Here is a 15,709-nt window from a genome sequence, read left to right as displayed (position 1 = left end):
TTCTATAGGGCGAAGCCGCCCGTCTTGGCAAAGCCCGGAAGCACCGGCGCGCCGGCATTGAATGCAAAGCGCCAATTGATCCGGCCATCGACCTTGTGTCCAATTCGGACGATACCAAGATTGCCCTCCTGAAACAACGCAACGACACGCCCGCCGTCGCGAAGCTGCGAAGCGAGGGATTCGGGCATCAGTTCGATCGCGCCCTCGATCAGCATCGCATCATAGGGGGCCTGACTGGCAAAGCCGTCAGCCAGTTCGCCCTGGGTCACGACCACGTTGAATATCTCCTGCTCGGCAAGGCGGCTTTGCGCCTCGGCGGCCATCTCGGGGTCGGCTTCCACCGCGACAACGGCCTCGGCGATGCGGGCCATCACTGCGGCGGTGTAACCGTAACCGCTGGCGATATTGAGCACGAGATCGCCGGATTGCAGGTTCAAGACCTCCAGCATCTTGCCCAAGCTGCGCGGCTCGAGCAGGACGCGCCCGGGGGCCAGGACGATACTGTCGCCGGCATAGGCGGTTTCACGGCGCAATTCGGGAACGAACTGTTCGCGGGGAACGTGAAGCATCGCCTCGATGACAGGATAGCTGGTCACGTCGTTCGGGCGGACCTGCGTGTCGACCATCATGGTGCGGCGCTGCGCGAAATCGGTCATTTTCGGAAACCTGCTTTCGGTTGGCTTTGGCGTCTCTTGCCATGAAACATCCGTCTGGGCAACGGCAGGCGTCAGCGAGCGATGCGGACGACCGGCTGGTTCAGCTGTCCTGCCATTGCAGGATCATCTGCGTCTGGGTCACGATCGCCGCCACCTTGCCATCCTGTCGGGTGATGGTGGTCTGCCAGATCATCGTGGTCCTGCCCTTGTGCAAGGGCACGCAGCGGCCATGCGCGACATCCCTGATGCGGATCGGGCGCAGGAAATTCGTCTTGCTTTCCAGGGTCGTCGTGGCCTGCCCTGCGCCAAGGTTGATGGTGGCTGCCGTGCCGCCCAGATTGTCGGCAAAACCCATGATCGCGCCGCCATGCAGAACGCCATTGCGATTCGAAAGGTTGCGGGTCGCGGGCATCTCGCCCGTCACCTCGTCGGGCCCCGCCGTCAGGATCCGCATTCCCAGAAATCTTGAGTATTCCGGCTGGTCATAGGCCAGGTCCGTCTGCGCGCCGTCGTCCATCGCCACTCCTTTTTCCGGCAATGCTGGGCCGCCGGTGGCGCGGGGTCAAGCGGGGGGCGCGCTGGCCCCAGCTGCGCCTTGCGACAGCCAGCGATGTGCAAAACCCAGTTTCGCCCGCGTGGTTTCGGTCAGCACGAAAGGATAGACATCGGGATTGTCGAGCGCCCGGTTGATCTCGTTCACCGCGATCGAGACGGCGGTGGCCACGGTCAGCAGATGCGCTGCGTCGATATCGGCATAGGCGTCATATCCGGGCGGAGGAATCTGCGGGCCATTCAGTCCGGATGCCATCAGGCTGTCGGTCAGGTCCACCAGATGCAGGATATGCGCGGCGCTCTCGGCCCAGTCCTCGTGCGGATGCATGGTCGCGTAATTGCTGATATGGCTCGTCCCCTTGTCCTTCGGCGCGGCGTAATGTGCGGCCAGCGCCTGTGCGTAATCGGCCCGCTCATCGCCGAACATGGCCCGGAACGCCTCTAGAAAGCACGGCAGCACCGAGAGGCGCTCGAACAGGAAATGCGCGATCTCGTGGCGCATATGGCCGATCATCGAGCGATGTAGCTCGTCGAATTCCTGCTGGCGTTCGATTCGCACGGCGTCATCCGCCTCGACCACATTGATTGTGATGATGCCCGAGGCATGGCCCATCGTGACATCGACCTCCTGGTGGCGGGCATGTTCCGACAACATGTGAAAGACCGGCCAGGGCCCGGTATCGCTATCGGTGAACCAGCCCCAGCGGGCCAGATTGGCCAGCACCCAGCGCTTGGCCGCCTCGCTTTGGGACAGAAGGGCAAGGTTCCCCTCGACCGCAAGATCCGGAATGGTGAGCGTCATGGCGCAAGAGCGGCACAATCCGCCCTCGGGCCCGGCGCGCCAGTTGCAGCCCAAGGGCGCAAGGTTCGGGCAGGGCGGCGCGTCATTGACGAATTTTCCCTGCTGCGGATCGAATTGCAGCGCCATCCCGCAGGCGCATGTCGTGTTATGAAAATAGACACGCTGTCTGCAAGCTGGGCATTCGAGGCGCTGCATCGTCACCGTCTCTTTGAAAGCTTCGAGAATTGCATGCATCATTCAGGGATTCAGCGAGACCGGAGCCCCGCCATGATCCCCCGCACCAACCTTCCCGACGGCGAGTCGGTTCCCACGCTGGGTCAGGGCACCTGGATGATGGCCGAGGGGCGACGCGACCGGGACGACGAACTCGCCGCATTGCGGCGCGGAATTGATCTGGGCATGACCCTGATCGACACTGCCGAGATGTATGGCGAGGGCGCGGCAGAGGAACTTGTGGGCGAAGCCATCGCAGGTTGCCGCGATTCGGTCTTTCTGGTCAGCAAGGCCTATCCCTGGAATGCCTCGGCCCGCGATCTGCCGCGGGCCTGTGCCGCCAGTCTCCGACGGCTCGGGACCGACCGCATCGACCTTTACCTGTTGCATTGGCGCGGTGACATCCCATTGGCGGAGACCGTCGCCGCAATGGAGCGGCTGCGCGACGAGGGCCATATCCGTCATTGGGGCGTCAGCAATTTCGCCGTGGCCGATATGGAAGATCTTCTGGCGGCGGGAGGGTGGCGCTGCGCCACGAACCAGATCCTCTACAATCTGGAGCGCCGCGGCCCGGAATGGGATCTGCTGCCCTGGCTCGCCGCGCGCTCGATCCCCGCGATGGCCTATAGCCCCATCGGGCAAGGTCGATTGGCGCGCGACCCCCGCCTGTCGGCGATCGGTGCCAAGCTGGGGCTGACCGCGGCGCAACTGGCGCTGGCCTGGGTCCTGAACCGTCCCGCCATGATCGGGATTCCCAAGGCGGCCTCGCCCGCCCATGTCGGCACGAATCTGCGCGCCGTCGAACTGGGGCTGACCCGCGAGGTCGTGGCCGAACTCGAAGAGTTGTTTCCTCCGCCGCGCCAGGCCGAGCCGCTCGAGATGATATGACCCCGATGGGACTTGACCTTTGCGTTGGCAGCGCTTTTTTGGAAATAGACCCGATAATTCCGGGTTCGTTTTCGAGGAAAGCCGATGCTCAAGGGAATCAATCCCAACATTTCGCCGGAACTGCTCTATGTGCTTGCCCAGATGGGTCATGGCGACGATCTGGCGATCGTTGACCGGAACTTCCCGGCCGCCGCGATTGCCCGTGGGCTTGCCTATGACCGCGTGCTGACGATCGGGACCCGCTTGCAGGGAACCGTCGGATTGGTGACGTCATTGCTACCTTTGGACACATTCGTTTCGGCCGCGGCCACGTCGATGCAGGTAGTGGGGGATCCCGATACGATCCCGGAACCCATTCAGGAAATCATTCCGATCATCGAAAAGGCGGGCTCGTCGCTGCAATCTGTGGATCGGTTCGGCTTTTACGACTTTGCGCGCGGCAGTTTCGCCATCCTGCAGACGATGGACACGCGTCTTTACAGCAATGTCATCCTGAAAAAGGGCGTGATCGCTCAACCATGAGCCCTGCTCAGCAGGCGGGCGCGGGTTCCGGCCGGCCGGTCAGGTCCAGCCCTCGGGCGGTCGGCGCGTGCCAGGTCTTGGTGTGGCGCGTCGCCCCTTGCGGATTGGTTCCGATGAGCGACCCGCCCGTTCCGCCGCTCCAGCCGGTCGAGCCGGAATTTGCGGGGGCGGTCCCGTCGGCACTGGCGGACTCGGGGGTCGCGGGCTCGGCCATGCCGGCCGGGGGCGGGCATTCCCCGGTGGTGGGGACGGGATTTTCCGCCTGAACCTGTGCAGGCGCTGTCTGGGCCATCGGCGGGACGGCGCTGGCAAGGACCGCAAAGGCGGAAAGAGCGAGGCAGGTCAGGCTCGGGCAAGTCGGGCTGGGGCGGGTCATGCGCGTTCCTCCATCATCAGCAGGAAACGTGATGCTGCCCCACAGGTTCCGTCACATGACCGAGATGCCCGGTGGCCCTGCCTCGGCCCGGCCCATGATCGCGGCCAGCGGAAGTCCGGCGGCGCGGATTTGAGCCAGGATGTCCTCGGCCGATTCGGGGGCGCAGGCGATCAGCAGGCCGCCCGAGGTCTGGGGATCGGTCAGGATCGCGCGCTGCCAATCTGCAAGCCCTGCCGGCAATTCGACCTCGGCGCCGTAAGCGGCCCAGTTCCGGGTCGAGGCGCCGGTGGCAAACCCGGCCTGCGCAAGTTCCGCGGCCCGGCCCAGCAAAGGCAGGCGGGCAAGGTCGATCCGCAACCGCAGCCCGGCGCCCCGCGCGATTTCGAGCCCATGGCCCAGGATCCCGAAACCGGTGACATCGGTGATCGCATGGACATCCGCCCGCTTCGCCAGTTCCATGCCGATCCGGTTCAGCGTGGTCGCGCTGGCGACCATCTCGGCCAGACCCGCCGCATCCAGCGCGCCCTTTTTGATCGCGGCGGAATAGATGCCGACGCCCAGCCCCTTGGTCAGGATCAACGCGTCGCCGGGTTTCGCATCCGCATTTCGGCGCAGTTCGGACGGGTGGCACAAGCCGATCACCGCCAGCCCGTAGATCGGTTCGGGCGCGTCGATCGAATGGCCGCCGGCGACGGGGATGCCCGCTTCGGCGCAGATCTCGCGCCCGCCTTCCAGGATCTGGCGGATCTGTTCGGGCGGAAGCTTGTCGATCGGCATTCCCAGAATTGCCAACGCCATGATGGGACGACCGCCCATGGCATAGATATCCGAAATCGCATTCGTCGCCGCGATCCGCCCGAAATCGTGCGGATCATCGACCATCGGCATGAAGAAATCCGTCGTGGCGATCACGCAGGTCTTGTCGTCCACTTGCCAGACCGCCGCATCGTCCGAAGTTTCGGTCCCGACCAGAAGCTGCGGGAAGGCCTGCGCCACAGGCTGGTTCGCCAGCAATTCGCGCAGGACCGAGGGCGCAAGCTTGCAGCCGCATCCCCCGCCATGCGCAAGCGAGGTCAGTCTGGGATGTTCGTTCATGCAAGCTGCTCCTTGTTGCGGCGCCGGTCCGTCAGCTCACGCACGGTAACGTAGAAGGCGGGCACCATGAAGATCCCAAGGAAGGTCGCGGAAAGCATCCCGCCCATCACGCCGATCCCGATCGAGTTCTGCGCCCCCGCTCCCGCCCCCTGGGCAATCGCGAGCGGCAGCACGCCAAGGATGAAGGCCAGCGAGGTCATCAGGATCGGACGAAGGCGCTGGCGTGCGGCCTCGGTCGCCGCATCCACGGCGCTACGGCCACTATCCTGCAATTCACGGGCGAATTCGACGATCAGGATCGCGTTCTTGGCTGCAAGCCCGATGGTGGTCAGGATCCCGACCTTGAAGTAGACGTCATTGGCCTGTCCCAGAGCCAGCGCCGCGACCACCGCGCCGAGCACGCCGACCGGAACCGCCAGCATGACCGAGAAGGGAATCGACCAGCTTTCGTAAAGCGCGGCAAGCGAGAGAAACACGACCAGCGCCGACAGGGCAAAGAGGAAGGGCGCCTGATTCCCGGCCTGACGCTCCTGATAGGACAAATCTGTCCATGCGAGCCCATATCCTCCGGGCAGATCGGCCACCAGTTCCTCCATCGCGTCCATGGCGGTGCCCGAACTGACGCCCGGCGAGGGCTGGCCCTCGATCGCGATCGCGTCGATGCCGTCGATGCGGGACAGGCGCGGCTCGACCGGTTCCCAGCGGATCGACATGAAGGCGCTGAAGGGCACCATCTCGCCATCCGAATTGCGGGCATACCAGCTGTTCACATCCTCGGGCTGCATCCGGTTTCCGGCGCGGGCCTGCACGATCACCGGGCGCAGCTGCGCACCCAGGGCGAAGTCGTTCACCTCATCGCCGGCAAAGATCGTCGCCAGCATCGAATTCACCGCCGGAACCGAGACGCCAAGGCTTTCGGCCTTTTGCTGGTCGATATCGATGCGCAAGGCGGCTTCGTCCTCGGCCCCGCCGCTTTCGGTGTTCTGGACGCGCGGGTCAGATGCTGCGTTCTGTTCCAACAGATCGGCGGCACCTGTCAGGGCTTCGATCCCGCCTCCCGACTGGTCCATCAGGTAGAAGGTGAATCCCGAGGAATTCCCGAGCCGAGGAATCGCCGGTGGCTGCATGAAAAAGATCCGCCCCGCCCGATGCCCCGAGAAATGTGCGTTCGCGCGCTGTGCCACGGCGGATGCCGCAAGGTTGCCGCCGCCCCGCATATCGAAGTCGCGCAGCTTCACAAAGATCATCGCCTGATTTTGCGCCGTGCCGGAATAGCCGAAGCCCATCGCGACAAAGACGGATTCCACCGCATCCTTTTCCTTGGTCAAAAGGTAATCCTCGATCTCATGCACCACGGCGGCGGTCTGCTGCGCGGTCGAGCCCTCGGTCAGGGCGATACGCGATTGCAGCACGCCCTGGTCCTCGGTCGGGATGAAGGTCGTGGTCATGCGGTTGAAGAGGTCAAAGGCTCCATAGCTGATCGCCCCCAGCACGAGGATCATCAGGAACGGGCGTCGCAGCGTGCGCCTGACGCTGGCGGAATAGCCTTGCGTGATCCGGTCGAAACCCGCGTTGAACCATCGCGCCGGAGCAAAGCGCGCCGCCCCGTGACCGGGGCGCAGCATGCTGGCGCACATCGCGGGTGTCAGGATCAGCGCGACAAGCAAGGACAGCACCATCGCGGTGATGATCGTGACCGAGAATTGCCGGTAGATCACCCCGGTCGAACCCGCCATGAAGGCCATGGGCAGAAACACCGCCGAAAGGACAAGCGCGATGCCGACCAGCGCGCCGCTGATCTGGCCCATGCTTTTCTCGGTCGCCTCGACCGGGCCGAGGCCTTCTTCGGACATCACGCGCTCGACATTTTCTACGACGACGATGGCGTCATCGACCAGAAGGCCGATGGCCAGAACCATCGCGAACATGGTCAGCGTATTGACGGAATATCCCAGCGCCGCGAGCATCCCGAACGTGCCCAGCAGCACGACCGGAATCGCCACGATCGGGATCAGCGTCGCGCGCCAGTTTTGCAGGAACAGCAGGATCACCAGGAAGACCAGCGCAATGGCCTCCAGAAGCGTGTGATAGACCTTCTCGATGGAAAGCTCGACAAAGGGTGCGGTGTCATAGGCGATATGGATTTCCACGCCTTCGGGCAGGGCGCTTTTCAATCCGTCAAGCGTGGCGCGTACGCCATTCGCTGTCTCGACTGCATTGGCCCCGGTCGCGAGGTTCACCGCAAACCCCGAGGCATTCATGCCGTTATAGCGCGAATCCCGACCGTAGCTGACCTGCCCGATCTCGATCTCGGCCACGTCGCCAAGCCGCACCGCCGCGCCGTCCGAGCCGGTTTTCAGCAGGATATTGCGGAAATCATCGACCGAGGTCAGCTGGCTTTGAGCGGTGATCGTCGCGGTGAATTGCTGGCCCGCGACCACGGGCTGGCTGCCCAGATCGCCCACCGAAACGGTGCTGTTCTGCTCCGAGACCGCGCTGGTGATATCGGTCGGCGTCAGTTGGAACTGCGCCAGCCGCAGCGGGTCCATCCAGATCCGCATGGCATAGCCCGAGCCAAAGACGTTGACGCCGCCCACGCCCTCGGTCCGCTTGACCGGGCCTTCGACCACCTGCTCCAGCAGGTTGCCCAGTTCGATGGTGGAATGCTCGCCCTTGGTCGAGACGAGCGAGCCGACCATCAGGATCGACGAGCTTGACCGCGACACCGAGACGCCGTCGCGCTGCACCGGCGAGGGCAGGCGGCTTTCGACCGAGCGGACCTTGGATTGCACTTCGTTCAGCGCATCGACCGGATCGGCGCTGTCGTCGAAGGTCATGGTGATGGAGGCGCGGCCCTGCGACGAGGTCGAGACGGTATCTAGCAGCCCGTCAAGGCCGGTCAGCGCATCCTCGATGGGGGTCGTGACCGAATTCTGCACGGCCCGCGCCGTCGCGCCCGAATAATTCGCCGTGATGCGAATGGTGGTGGGCGCAATGTCGGGATATTGCGACACCGGCAGGCTCAGAAGCGACCAGCCGCCGATGAGCATGGTGACGATGGCCAGCACCCATGCAAAAACCGGGCGGTGAATGAAAAAGCGCGCCATCAGTTGCTGACCGTCGAATTGTCCTGCGACGCGGCCTTGACTTCGCGGACGACGCCCTGCTCGTCGATGCGGACCGGGACTGTCTTGACCTCGGCCCCGGCGCGCAGATTGTCGAGCCCGTCCAGCACAAGCGCTTCGCCGGGGCTGACGCCCTGGGTCACGATCCAGCTGTTGCGATAGCTGCCCTGCTCGCTCAACGTGATCTGCTGGGCCTTGCCGTCGCGCACGACATAGGCCGTCAGCGTGCCATCCGAGCCACGTTTGGTCGCGCGCTGCGGCACCAGGACCGCGCGCGTCGAGCCAAGCGTCATCTGCACCCGCAGGAACTGCCCCGGCAGAATCATCCGGTCGGGATTGTCGAATTGCAGCCGGATCGGCACGGTTCCCGTGGTCGGCGAGACGAGGATGCCGGGGCTGACGATCCGGCCCGCGCCCTGATATTCGTCGCCGGTTTCCAGCGTCATATGGGCCTGCACCTCGCGGTTGCGGATCAATTCACCGCTGTCAAAGCGCGACCGGTTGCGCAGGATGCTGGCGCTGGATTGCGAGACATCGACGTAGATCGGATCAAGTTGGGTGATGGTGGTCAGGGCCTCGGACTGGTTGGCTGTCACAAGATCGCCCACCGAGACATCCGCCACATCCGCCATGCCGTCGATCGGACTGAGGATACGCGTCCGGTCCAACGAAAGCTGGGCGGTGTCGCGCGCGGCCTGCGCGGCTTTCAGCGCGGCTTCTGCCTGTTTCAGCGCCACCTCGGCGGCGGCGCGATCCACGGCCGAGACGCCCGAGCCTTCGAGCCTGCGATAGCGGGTGACGGTGTTCTCTGCCTCGGTCAGGCTGGCCTCGGCCCCGGCGACGCTGGCCTCGGCGGCGGCAAGCGCGGCTTCCAAGGTCTCGGGGTCGATGCGGAACAGCACGTCGCCCGCCTTGACCGGCTGGCCGGGATCATAGGTGACCTCAAGGATCTCGCCGCCGACCTGCGGGCGTATCGCGGTCTGCTGATAGGCGATGGCCCGGCCGGGCAAGGTGATCGTATAGGGCACCTCTTCTTCGGCCGTGGTCATCACCCCAACCTCGATCGGACCCTGCGATCCGCGCGCGCCGCGCTGTTGCGCCCATGCGGGGGTCGAGGCCAGCCCGACGACAAGCAGCATCGCCACCCATCCGGACATCCTGTCACCTTTGCTCATCTGCCGTTCCTTGCGGTTCTTTCTTGCTGACTGTTTAGCCCGCAAAGCCCAATGGCAAGTAAACGACGCGGCTGCGGCTGATCACACAATCGCCAGCGGCGGGGCGCAACGCGTCAGAAATCGACGCAGATGCCCTTTTTCTCGTAATCGCCATAGCGCACGGGCTCTGGGCCGTCGCGGCCGCCCAGTTCCTCGGGGAGGTTCAGCGGTGCCGCGTTACGGCGGCGTTCCTCGGCCTCGGCGAGGGCGCGGAGGGCCTCGGGGGGCAGATCCTTGCGGTCGGTCATGGCGGTTTTCCCTGCATCACGCTAGACGGGGGCAATCTAGGCAAGGGGGCGCAGATGGACAAGACGCGCAAAACGGAACGCGGTGATGCGTCCCGATTGGGGGCATTGAGACTGCTGGCGGCGGTTGAGGAGGGCGCGACGCTGGACGAAGCAGCGGCGGTGAACGAGCGGCTTTCGCCCTCGGAACGCGCGCGGGCGCGTCGCCTCGCGCTGGAGGTCCTGCGCCGGGGCGAGCGCGCCGATGCGCTGCTTGCGCCGATGCTCGCGCGAAAGCCCCGGCCCGAGATCCGCCGCCTTCTGCGTCTTGCCACCGTCGAGATGCTGGCTCTGGGCGAGGCCCCGCATGGCGCGGTCAATGCCGCCGTGACGATCTGCCGCGGGCTGGGCGGCAAGGGGCAGGCAGCGGCGGGCATGGTGAATGCAGTTCTGCGCAAGGCCTCGGCGGCCAGCGAGGTTTGGGAAAAGCTGCCGCCGCAGAAAATGCCGGGCTGGCTGCGCGCCCCTGTCGTCGGCGCTTGGGGTCGCGACATCACCCGCGCCATCGAGGCCGCCCATGAGGCTGGCGCGCCTCTGGACCTGACCGCGAAATCCGGCATCGCGCCGGGCGAGGCGCTGCCGACCGGCTCGTTCCGCCTGCCTGCGGGCACGCAGGTCACCGCGCTCGATGGCTATGAGGCTGGAGAGTGGTGGGTGCAGGACGCGGCTGCCGCGCTGGCAGTGCGGGTTCTCGACCCCAAGCCGGGCGAGCGCATCGCCGATATCTGCGCGGCTCCGGGCGGCAAGACCCTGCAGCTTGCGGCAGCCGGGGCCGATGTCACGGCGCTCGATATTTCCGAAGCCCGGCTTGCCCGCGTGGCCGAAAATCTGGCGCGTTGCGGGCTTTCGGCGACGCTTGTCGCCGGGGATGCGCTGGAATGGCGACCCGATGCGCCGCTCGACGCGATCCTGCTCGATGCGCCCTGTTCCGCCACCGGCACGATCCGCCGCCATCCCGAATTGCCGCTGATCCGCGACGGCAGCGCGATCCCGGAACTGGCCGCGTTGCAGGCCCGCCTGATCGACCATGCGCTGAGCCTCTTGAAACCCGGAGGGCGGCTGGTCTTCGCGACCTGCTCGCTGCATCCGGCCGAGGGCGAAGAGCAACTGGCCGCGACGCTCGCCCGTCATCCCGAGGTGACCGCCGAGCCTGCCACCGCGCCCGGCATTGCGCCGGAATGGCTGACCGCGCAAGGCGGGTTGCGGCTGCGCCCCGACCTGTGGCCGGAACGCGGCGGCATGGACGGGTTCTTTATCGCGCGCTTGCGAAAATCCGTTTAGAAGTCCTAATCTTGTCGTGTTCCAGCGAATGCGACACAGATGAATGACACGCCTTCCCCTCGCGGTTTCCTGCGCCGGCCCGAGCCCAAGGCCATCGGCCATTCCGGTCGTGGCGAAGAGATCCTGGAAGGCAAGCTGCATCTGGGCGGTCTGACGCTGACGGGCGGTTTCTTCGACAATGACATGCCGCCCTCGGTGGCGGACGAGCTGCATGGCTTTGGCTGGCTCGACGATCTGGCCGCGGTCGGCTCGCCCAAGGCCCGCGCGGTGGCGCAGCACCATGTCCTGCATTGGCTGAGGCGGCACAGGCAGGCGCATGGCGACGCGCCCGAATGGCAGGCCTCGGTCGCAGGGCGGCGGGTGTTGCACTGGATCTTTCACGCCGGGATGATCCTGCCGGGCCTGGATCGCGACGGGGCGGAACCCTATTTCCGCGCCCTGGACCAGCATCTGACCCATCTGCGCGCGACATGGTATGACTGCCCCGACGGGCTGCCCCGGCTCGAGGCATTGGCGGGGCTGGCCATTGGGGCGATGTCGCTGCGCGATCGGCAGGCAGTGGCGGCACCTGCCCTGATCGCGCTGGCCGAAGAGGCCGATGCAATGGGGGTCGAGACACTCTCGGCCACGCGCTCGCCCGAGGATCTGCTCGAGGCCATGGCCCTGCTGGTCTGGGCGCAGGAGACCGCCGACGAGGCCGGGCACGCCTCGCCCCCGGAATTGCGCAGCGTCATCGCGCAGCTTGCGCCGATCCTGCGCGGATTGCGCCATGCCGATGGGGCCTTGCCCAGTTTCCACGGCGGCGGTCGGGGGGCCGCGGGTCGGCTCGACCGCTGCCTGCGCGCGGCCGAAGGCGCGGCGCTGCCCGTCCACGGGTTGGCAATGGGATTTGCCCGCATGGTGCGCGCCCGCACGACGCTGATCCTTGACGCCGCGGCCCCGCCCGCGGGACCCGCGGCGTTCCGCGCCCATGCCTCGACCCTGGCCTTTGAACTGACCGTGGCGCGCCAGCCGCTGATCGTGAATTGCGGCCCCGGCGACGGGTTCGGCCCGCTTTGGGCCAAGGCCAGCCGCGCCACGCCCTGCCATTCCGCGCTGTGCCTCGAAGGTCTCTCGTCGTCGCGGCTCAATCCCAACCGGCAAGAGGGCGAGCCCGATATCCTGACCGAGCGCCCGACGCTGGTCTGGGCGGGGGATTGTGACGCGCTGGGGAACCTGACCGCGCCCGATTGCGGCCCGGCCCATTCGACCGAACCCGCGCATCTGCTTTCGGGCCATGATGGCTGGCTTGAGAGCCACGGCCTGACCCATTTGCGCGAACTTTGGCTCGCGCCTGACGGCGCAACCTTGCAGGGCGAGGATTCGCTGGCGGCGCTGGATGCCAGTGCGCAGTCGCGCCTTGACCATACCCGAACGTCCGAGGGGCTGGGATTTGATATCCGCTTTCACCTTCACCCCGATATCGAGGCGCTTGCGCAGGGCGATTTGATTCATCTGACCTTGCCCGGCGGAGACCACTGGCAGTTCAGCCATGACGGCGTCGGTGTGGCCCGTCTGGAGGCCAGTTGCCTCTTGGATCGCAGCCAGGCCGAGCCGCGGCCCTCGCGCCAGATCGTGCTTTCGGCGCGTTTGCACGGCCGGGCCATCCAGATCGGCTGGACCTTGGCGCGTTCCGGCGCTAGGTGACTGGCCAAATCCGCGATCCATTACGGGGCCTCCGACCGATGACCGACCGCATTCCGCTCAAGCGTGCGCTGATTTCCGTTTCCGACAAGACCGGCCTGATCGATTTTGCCCGTGCGCTGGCCGCGCGCGGCGTCGAGCTGCTGTCCACCGGCGGCACCGCCAAGGCGCTGCGCGAGGCAGGGCTTTCGGTGATCGACGTGGCGCAGGTCACCGGCTTTCCCGAAATGATGGATGGCCGCGTCAAGACGCTGCATCCGGTCGTGCATGGTGGGTTGCTGGCGCTGCGCGACAATGCCGAGCACATGGCTGCGGCGAATTCGCATGGCATCGGCATGATCGACCTGCTGGTCGTGAACCTCTATCCCTTCGAAGAGACCGTCGCGAAAGGCGCCGATTACGACGATTGCATCGAGAATATCGATATCGGCGGCCCGGCGATGATCCGCGCGGCCTCGAAGAACCATGCTTTCGTCACCGTCGTCGTCGATGTCCAGGACTATGCTGCCGTGCTGGCCGAACTGGACGCGAATGACGACACCACCCGCTATGCCTTCCGCCAGCGTCAGGCGCAGCTCGCCTATGCCCGCACCGCCGCCTATGACGCGGCAGTTTCCGGCTGGATGGCGCAAGCCATTGGCGAGGAAAACCCGCGCCGCCGCAGCTTCTCGGGCGAGTTGGCCCAAGGTCTGCGCTATGGCGAGAACCCGCATCAGTCGGCTGCCTTCTACAAGGACGGCTCCGAGCGCGCGGGCGTTGCCACCGCCAAGCAATGGCAGGGCAAGGAACTCAGCTACAACAACATCAACGACACCGACGCGGCTTTCGAACTGGTCGCCGAGTTCGACCCGGCCGAAGGCCCGGCCGTCGCGATCATCAAGCACGCCAATCCCTGCGGCGTCGCGCGTGGCGCAACCGCCGTCGAGGCCTATCGTCGCGCCTATGACTGCGACCGCACCTCGGCCTTTGGCGGCATCGTCGCGCTGAACTGCACGCTGGATGCCGATACTGCCCGCGCCATCACCGAGATCTTCACCGAAGTCGTCATTGCCCCCGACGCGACCGAGGAAGCCCGCGAGATCTTTGCCGCGAAGAAGAACCTGCGTCTGCTGACCACGGGCGGTCTGCCCGACCCGGCGGCGGCGGGGACCTCGTTCCGCCAAGTGGCGGGCGGCTTCCTTGTGCAGGGCCGCGACAATGGCCGTGTCTCGCGTGACGATCTGAAGGTCGTGACCAAGCGCCAGCCCTCTGCCGAGGAGTTGGACGACCTGCTTTTCGCATGGACCGTCGCCAAGCACGTCAAGTCGAACGCCATCGTCTATGTCAAGGACGGCGCGACCGTGGGCGTCGGCGCCGGCCAGATGAGCCGGGTCGATTCGACCCGCATCGGCAAGCGCAAATCCGAGGACATGGCCGAGGCGCTGGGTCTGTCCGAGGCGCTGACCAACGGCTCGGCGGTCTCGTCGGATGCGTTCTTCCCCTTTGCCGACGGGATCGAGGCCCTCGCTGCTGCTGGCGCGAAAGCCGTGATCCAGCCGGGTGGCTCGATGCGTGATGCCGAGGTGATCGAGGCCGCCGACCGTCTGGGTCTGGCCATGGTCTTTACCGGCCAACGGCATTTCCGTCACTGATGGCCATGCCTCCCGCAAGCAAACCGCGGAAATCGCCAACCGCGCCGCGCCGGCGGGCGGGCACCAAGCCCGCGCCCTCGGCGTGGAGGGTGGTGAGCATCACCGCTGCGGCGATATTTCTGGCCGACCAGCTTCTGAAATATGTCGTCGTGCATCTGCTGCATCTGGACCAGCTGCGCGAGATCGACGTCATCGACCCCTGGCTGAACCTGCGCATGGCCTGGAATCAGGGGATGAATTTCGGCCTGTTCTCCAGCGAGATCGATGTGATGCGCTGGGTGCTGATCGGCATCGCCCTCGCGGTCTGCCTTTGGGTGGCGATCTGGCTTGGCCGCGCCAAGACCGGGCGGCTGGCGCGGATCTCGGCGGGTCTTCTGATCGGCGGGGCGCTCGGCAATGTGGTGGACCGGCTGGTCTATGGCGCGGTCGCGGATTTCCTGAACATGTCGCTGCCGGGCTGGCGCAATCCCTATAGCTTCAACCTGGCCGATATCGCGATCTTCATCGGCGCGCTTGGACTGGTGTTTCAACCGCCCGAGGCTGCGGAGAAGAAAACCGCGCGTCGACAGCCGCCCAAGGCCCGCGCGCCCAAGGCCCCCGCACCGCGCGCCAAGACCGAGCCTGATGCCGCGACCGAGGCAGGTCAGGGCAAGCTGGGGCTTGACGAGCCAGGCCAGAAGCCGCGTGACGGGGCCGGGAATTCACGTTAAACACGGCCCAAGACCAAGGCGAGGGACCGGAAATGCGAGCGATCGCGCTGACAATGACCATGCTGCTTCTGGGCGCTTGCAGCAACGATCCGCAGCTGATGAACACGCAGTCGGGCCGTTCCAGCCCGGATGAGTTCTCGATCCTTCCGACCAAGGCCTTGTCGATGCCGCCGGATCTGGCCGTGCTGCCCTCGCCTACGCCGGGCGGCACGAACATCACCGACCCGACCCCCGAGGCGGATGCCGTAGCGGCCCTGGGCGGGAACCCCGGCGCTTTGGCGCAGCAGGGCATTGGTGCGGCGGACGGGGCCTTGGTCAACCATGCCTCGCGTTTTGGCCGCGATCCCGCGATCCGCATCATCGCCGCCCGAGAAGATCTGGACTGGCGTAGCCGCCATTCGCGCCGGGCGCTCGAGATCCTAGCAGGCACGGATGTCTATTACCGCGCCTATGAATCGATGACGTTGGACAGCTGGGCCGAACAGCAGCGCTTGCGCCCGACCGGGGTGCGGCTGCCCGCAGCGCCGCCTCGGGCCGAAGAGTACCGCATGTCCGAAGACGCGCGGGCCTCGGCCGAGTCGCTTTTGCGGGATTGATCCCGATCACGAGGTGATGACGGGCTGCTGACTTGCGCGGCAGCCCCGCACGGGGCAGTTTCGGTCACGCGACCCGGAACC

Annotated in this window: 15 protein-coding genes; 7 read left to right on the top strand and 8 right to left on the bottom strand. The window is 65.9% G+C overall.

Annotated elements, in window-relative coordinates; all coding sequences use genetic code 11:
- Positions 1–2: 2 nt before the first annotated feature.
- The 3 genes from ESZ60_RS01585 to ESZ60_RS01575 all read right to left on the bottom strand — a co-directional run bounded on the left by ESZ60_RS01585 (position 3) and on the right by ESZ60_RS01575 (position 2,136).
- Positions 3–656, bottom strand: a complete 654-nt coding sequence (locus ESZ60_RS01585; RefSeq protein WP_134678645.1) for a protein-L-isoaspartate O-methyltransferase family protein — start codon at positions 654–656, stop codon at positions 3–5.
- A 100-nt stretch (positions 657–756) separates the two neighbouring features.
- Positions 757–1,173, bottom strand: coding sequence for a PaaI family thioesterase (locus ESZ60_RS01580; RefSeq protein WP_134678644.1), 417 nt, complete (start codon positions 1,171–1,173; stop codon positions 757–759).
- Between the two features lie 45 nt (positions 1,174–1,218).
- Positions 1,219–2,136, bottom strand: coding sequence for a putative zinc-binding metallopeptidase (locus tag ESZ60_RS01575; RefSeq protein ID WP_342365223.1), 918 nt, complete (start codon positions 2,134–2,136; stop codon positions 1,219–1,221).
- A gap of 141 nt (positions 2,137–2,277) precedes the next feature.
- On the opposite strand from ESZ60_RS01575, the gene ESZ60_RS01570 reads away from it, so the two are divergent.
- Both ESZ60_RS01570 and ESZ60_RS01565 read left to right on the top strand, forming a co-directional pair.
- Positions 2,278–3,111 carry an aldo/keto reductase gene (locus ESZ60_RS01570; RefSeq protein ID WP_134678643.1) on the top strand — a complete coding sequence of 278 codons (834 nt, stop codon included), beginning with the start codon at positions 2,278–2,280 and terminating at the stop codon, positions 3,109–3,111.
- Between the two features lie 84 nt (positions 3,112–3,195).
- On the top strand, positions 3,196–3,633 hold the full coding sequence (locus ESZ60_RS01565; RefSeq protein ID WP_134678642.1) for an RbsD/FucU family protein: 438 nt from the start codon (positions 3,196–3,198) through the stop codon (positions 3,631–3,633).
- A 7-nt stretch (positions 3,634–3,640) separates the two neighbouring features.
- On the opposite strand, the gene ESZ60_RS01560 is transcribed toward ESZ60_RS01565, so the two are convergent.
- The 5 genes from ESZ60_RS01560 to ESZ60_RS01540 all read right to left on the bottom strand — a co-directional run bounded on the left by ESZ60_RS01560 (position 3,641) and on the right by ESZ60_RS01540 (position 9,691).
- Entirely contained in the window at positions 3,641–4,009 is a 369-nt protein-coding gene (locus tag ESZ60_RS01560) for a hypothetical protein (RefSeq protein WP_134678641.1), read from the bottom strand.
- 51 nt (positions 4,010–4,060) lie between these two features.
- On the bottom strand, positions 4,061–5,104 hold the full coding sequence (gene selD, locus ESZ60_RS01555; protein ID WP_134678640.1) for a selenide, water dikinase SelD: 1,044 nt from the start codon (positions 5,102–5,104) through the stop codon (positions 4,061–4,063).
- On the bottom strand, positions 5,101–8,211 hold the full coding sequence (locus ESZ60_RS01550; protein ID WP_134678639.1) for an efflux RND transporter permease subunit: 3,111 nt from the start codon (positions 8,209–8,211) through the stop codon (positions 5,101–5,103). Before ESZ60_RS01550 ends, selD begins: the two co-directional genes overlap by 4 nt.
- The gene (locus ESZ60_RS01545) at positions 8,211–9,404 is read right to left on the bottom strand and encodes an efflux RND transporter periplasmic adaptor subunit (RefSeq protein ID WP_134678638.1); all 1,194 of its coding nucleotides are present in this window, start codon (positions 9,402–9,404) and stop codon (positions 8,211–8,213) included. Before ESZ60_RS01545 ends, ESZ60_RS01550 begins: the two co-directional genes overlap by 1 nt.
- Positions 9,405–9,517: 113 nt before the next feature.
- Positions 9,518–9,691 carry a DUF1674 domain-containing protein gene (locus ESZ60_RS01540; RefSeq protein WP_134678637.1) on the bottom strand — a complete coding sequence of 58 codons (174 nt, stop codon included), beginning with the start codon at positions 9,689–9,691 and terminating at the stop codon, positions 9,518–9,520.
- Between the two features lie 54 nt (positions 9,692–9,745).
- Between ESZ60_RS01540 and ESZ60_RS01535 the strand changes: the two genes are divergently transcribed.
- From ESZ60_RS01535 to ESZ60_RS01515, 5 genes are all read left to right on the top strand, one after another.
- Positions 9,746–11,008, top strand: coding sequence for an RsmB/NOP family class I SAM-dependent RNA methyltransferase (locus ESZ60_RS01535; RefSeq protein ID WP_134678636.1), 1,263 nt, complete (start codon positions 9,746–9,748; stop codon positions 11,006–11,008).
- A gap of 39 nt (positions 11,009–11,047) precedes the next feature.
- Positions 11,048–12,694: a heparinase II/III family protein gene (locus ESZ60_RS01530; protein WP_134678635.1), complete on the top strand. Its 1,647-nt coding sequence runs from the start codon at positions 11,048–11,050 to the stop codon at positions 12,692–12,694.
- 38 nt (positions 12,695–12,732) lie between these two features.
- Complete coding sequence (gene purH / locus ESZ60_RS01525; protein WP_134678634.1) at positions 12,733–14,322, top strand: bifunctional phosphoribosylaminoimidazolecarboxamide formyltransferase/IMP cyclohydrolase; 1,590 nt, start codon at positions 12,733–12,735, stop codon at positions 14,320–14,322.
- 92 nt (positions 14,323–14,414) lie between these two features.
- Positions 14,415–15,032 (top strand): signal peptidase II, encoded by a 618-nt coding sequence (gene lspA, locus ESZ60_RS01520; protein ID WP_245155544.1) that lies wholly within the window; start codon positions 14,415–14,417, stop codon positions 15,030–15,032.
- Between the two features lie 32 nt (positions 15,033–15,064).
- Positions 15,065–15,628: a DUF3035 domain-containing protein gene (locus ESZ60_RS01515; RefSeq protein ID WP_134678632.1), complete on the top strand. Its 564-nt coding sequence runs from the start codon at positions 15,065–15,067 to the stop codon at positions 15,626–15,628.
- Positions 15,629–15,709: the final 81 nt, after the last annotated feature.

Origin of the sequence: Paracoccus ravus, assembly GCF_004522175.1 — a bacterium.
GTDB classification, from domain to species: domain Bacteria; phylum Pseudomonadota; class Alphaproteobacteria; order Rhodobacterales; family Rhodobacteraceae; genus Paracoccus; species Paracoccus ravus.
The sequence above is the reverse complement of the archived record's forward strand: the minus strand, read 5'-3'. Positions and strand labels throughout refer to the sequence as shown.

What these genes read in the sequence shown, in the direction of transcription:
- ESZ60_RS01560 (WP_134678641.1), bottom strand. Translation starts at nt 4,009, where the DNA reads ATGACCCGCCCCAGCCCGACTTGCCCGAGCCTGACCTGCCTCGCTCTT.
- ESZ60_RS01550 (WP_134678639.1), bottom strand. Translation starts at nt 8,211, where the DNA reads ATGGCGCGCTTTTTCATTCACCGCCCGGTTTTTGCATGGGTGCTGGCC.
- ESZ60_RS01575 (WP_342365223.1), bottom strand. Translation starts at nt 2,136, where the DNA reads ATGGCGCTGCAATTCGATCCGCAGCAGGGAAAATTCGTCAATGACGCG.
- ESZ60_RS01530 (WP_134678635.1), top strand. Translation starts at nt 11,048, where the DNA reads ATGAATGACACGCCTTCCCCTCGCGGTTTCCTGCGCCGGCCCGAGCCC.
- ESZ60_RS01545 (WP_134678638.1), bottom strand. Translation starts at nt 9,404, where the DNA reads ATGAGCAAAGGTGACAGGATGTCCGGATGGGTGGCGATGCTGCTTGTC.
- ESZ60_RS01535 (WP_134678636.1), top strand. Translation starts at nt 9,746, where the DNA reads ATGGACAAGACGCGCAAAACGGAACGCGGTGATGCGTCCCGATTGGGG.
- ESZ60_RS01580 (WP_134678644.1), bottom strand. Translation starts at nt 1,173, where the DNA reads ATGGACGACGGCGCGCAGACGGACCTGGCCTATGACCAGCCGGAATAC.
- ESZ60_RS01540 (WP_134678637.1), bottom strand. Translation starts at nt 9,691, where the DNA reads ATGACCGACCGCAAGGATCTGCCCCCCGAGGCCCTCCGCGCCCTCGCC.
- ESZ60_RS01515 (WP_134678632.1), top strand. Translation starts at nt 15,065, where the DNA reads ATGCGAGCGATCGCGCTGACAATGACCATGCTGCTTCTGGGCGCTTGC.
- ESZ60_RS01570 (WP_134678643.1), top strand. Translation starts at nt 2,278, where the DNA reads ATGATCCCCCGCACCAACCTTCCCGACGGCGAGTCGGTTCCCACGCTG.
- ESZ60_RS01585 (WP_134678645.1), bottom strand. Translation starts at nt 656, where the DNA reads ATGACCGATTTCGCGCAGCGCCGCACCATGATGGTCGACACGCAGGTC.
- selD (WP_134678640.1), bottom strand. Translation starts at nt 5,104, where the DNA reads ATGAACGAACATCCCAGACTGACCTCGCTTGCGCATGGCGGGGGATGC.
- purH (WP_134678634.1), top strand. Translation starts at nt 12,733, where the DNA reads ATGACCGACCGCATTCCGCTCAAGCGTGCGCTGATTTCCGTTTCCGAC.
- ESZ60_RS01565 (WP_134678642.1), top strand. Translation starts at nt 3,196, where the DNA reads ATGCTCAAGGGAATCAATCCCAACATTTCGCCGGAACTGCTCTATGTG.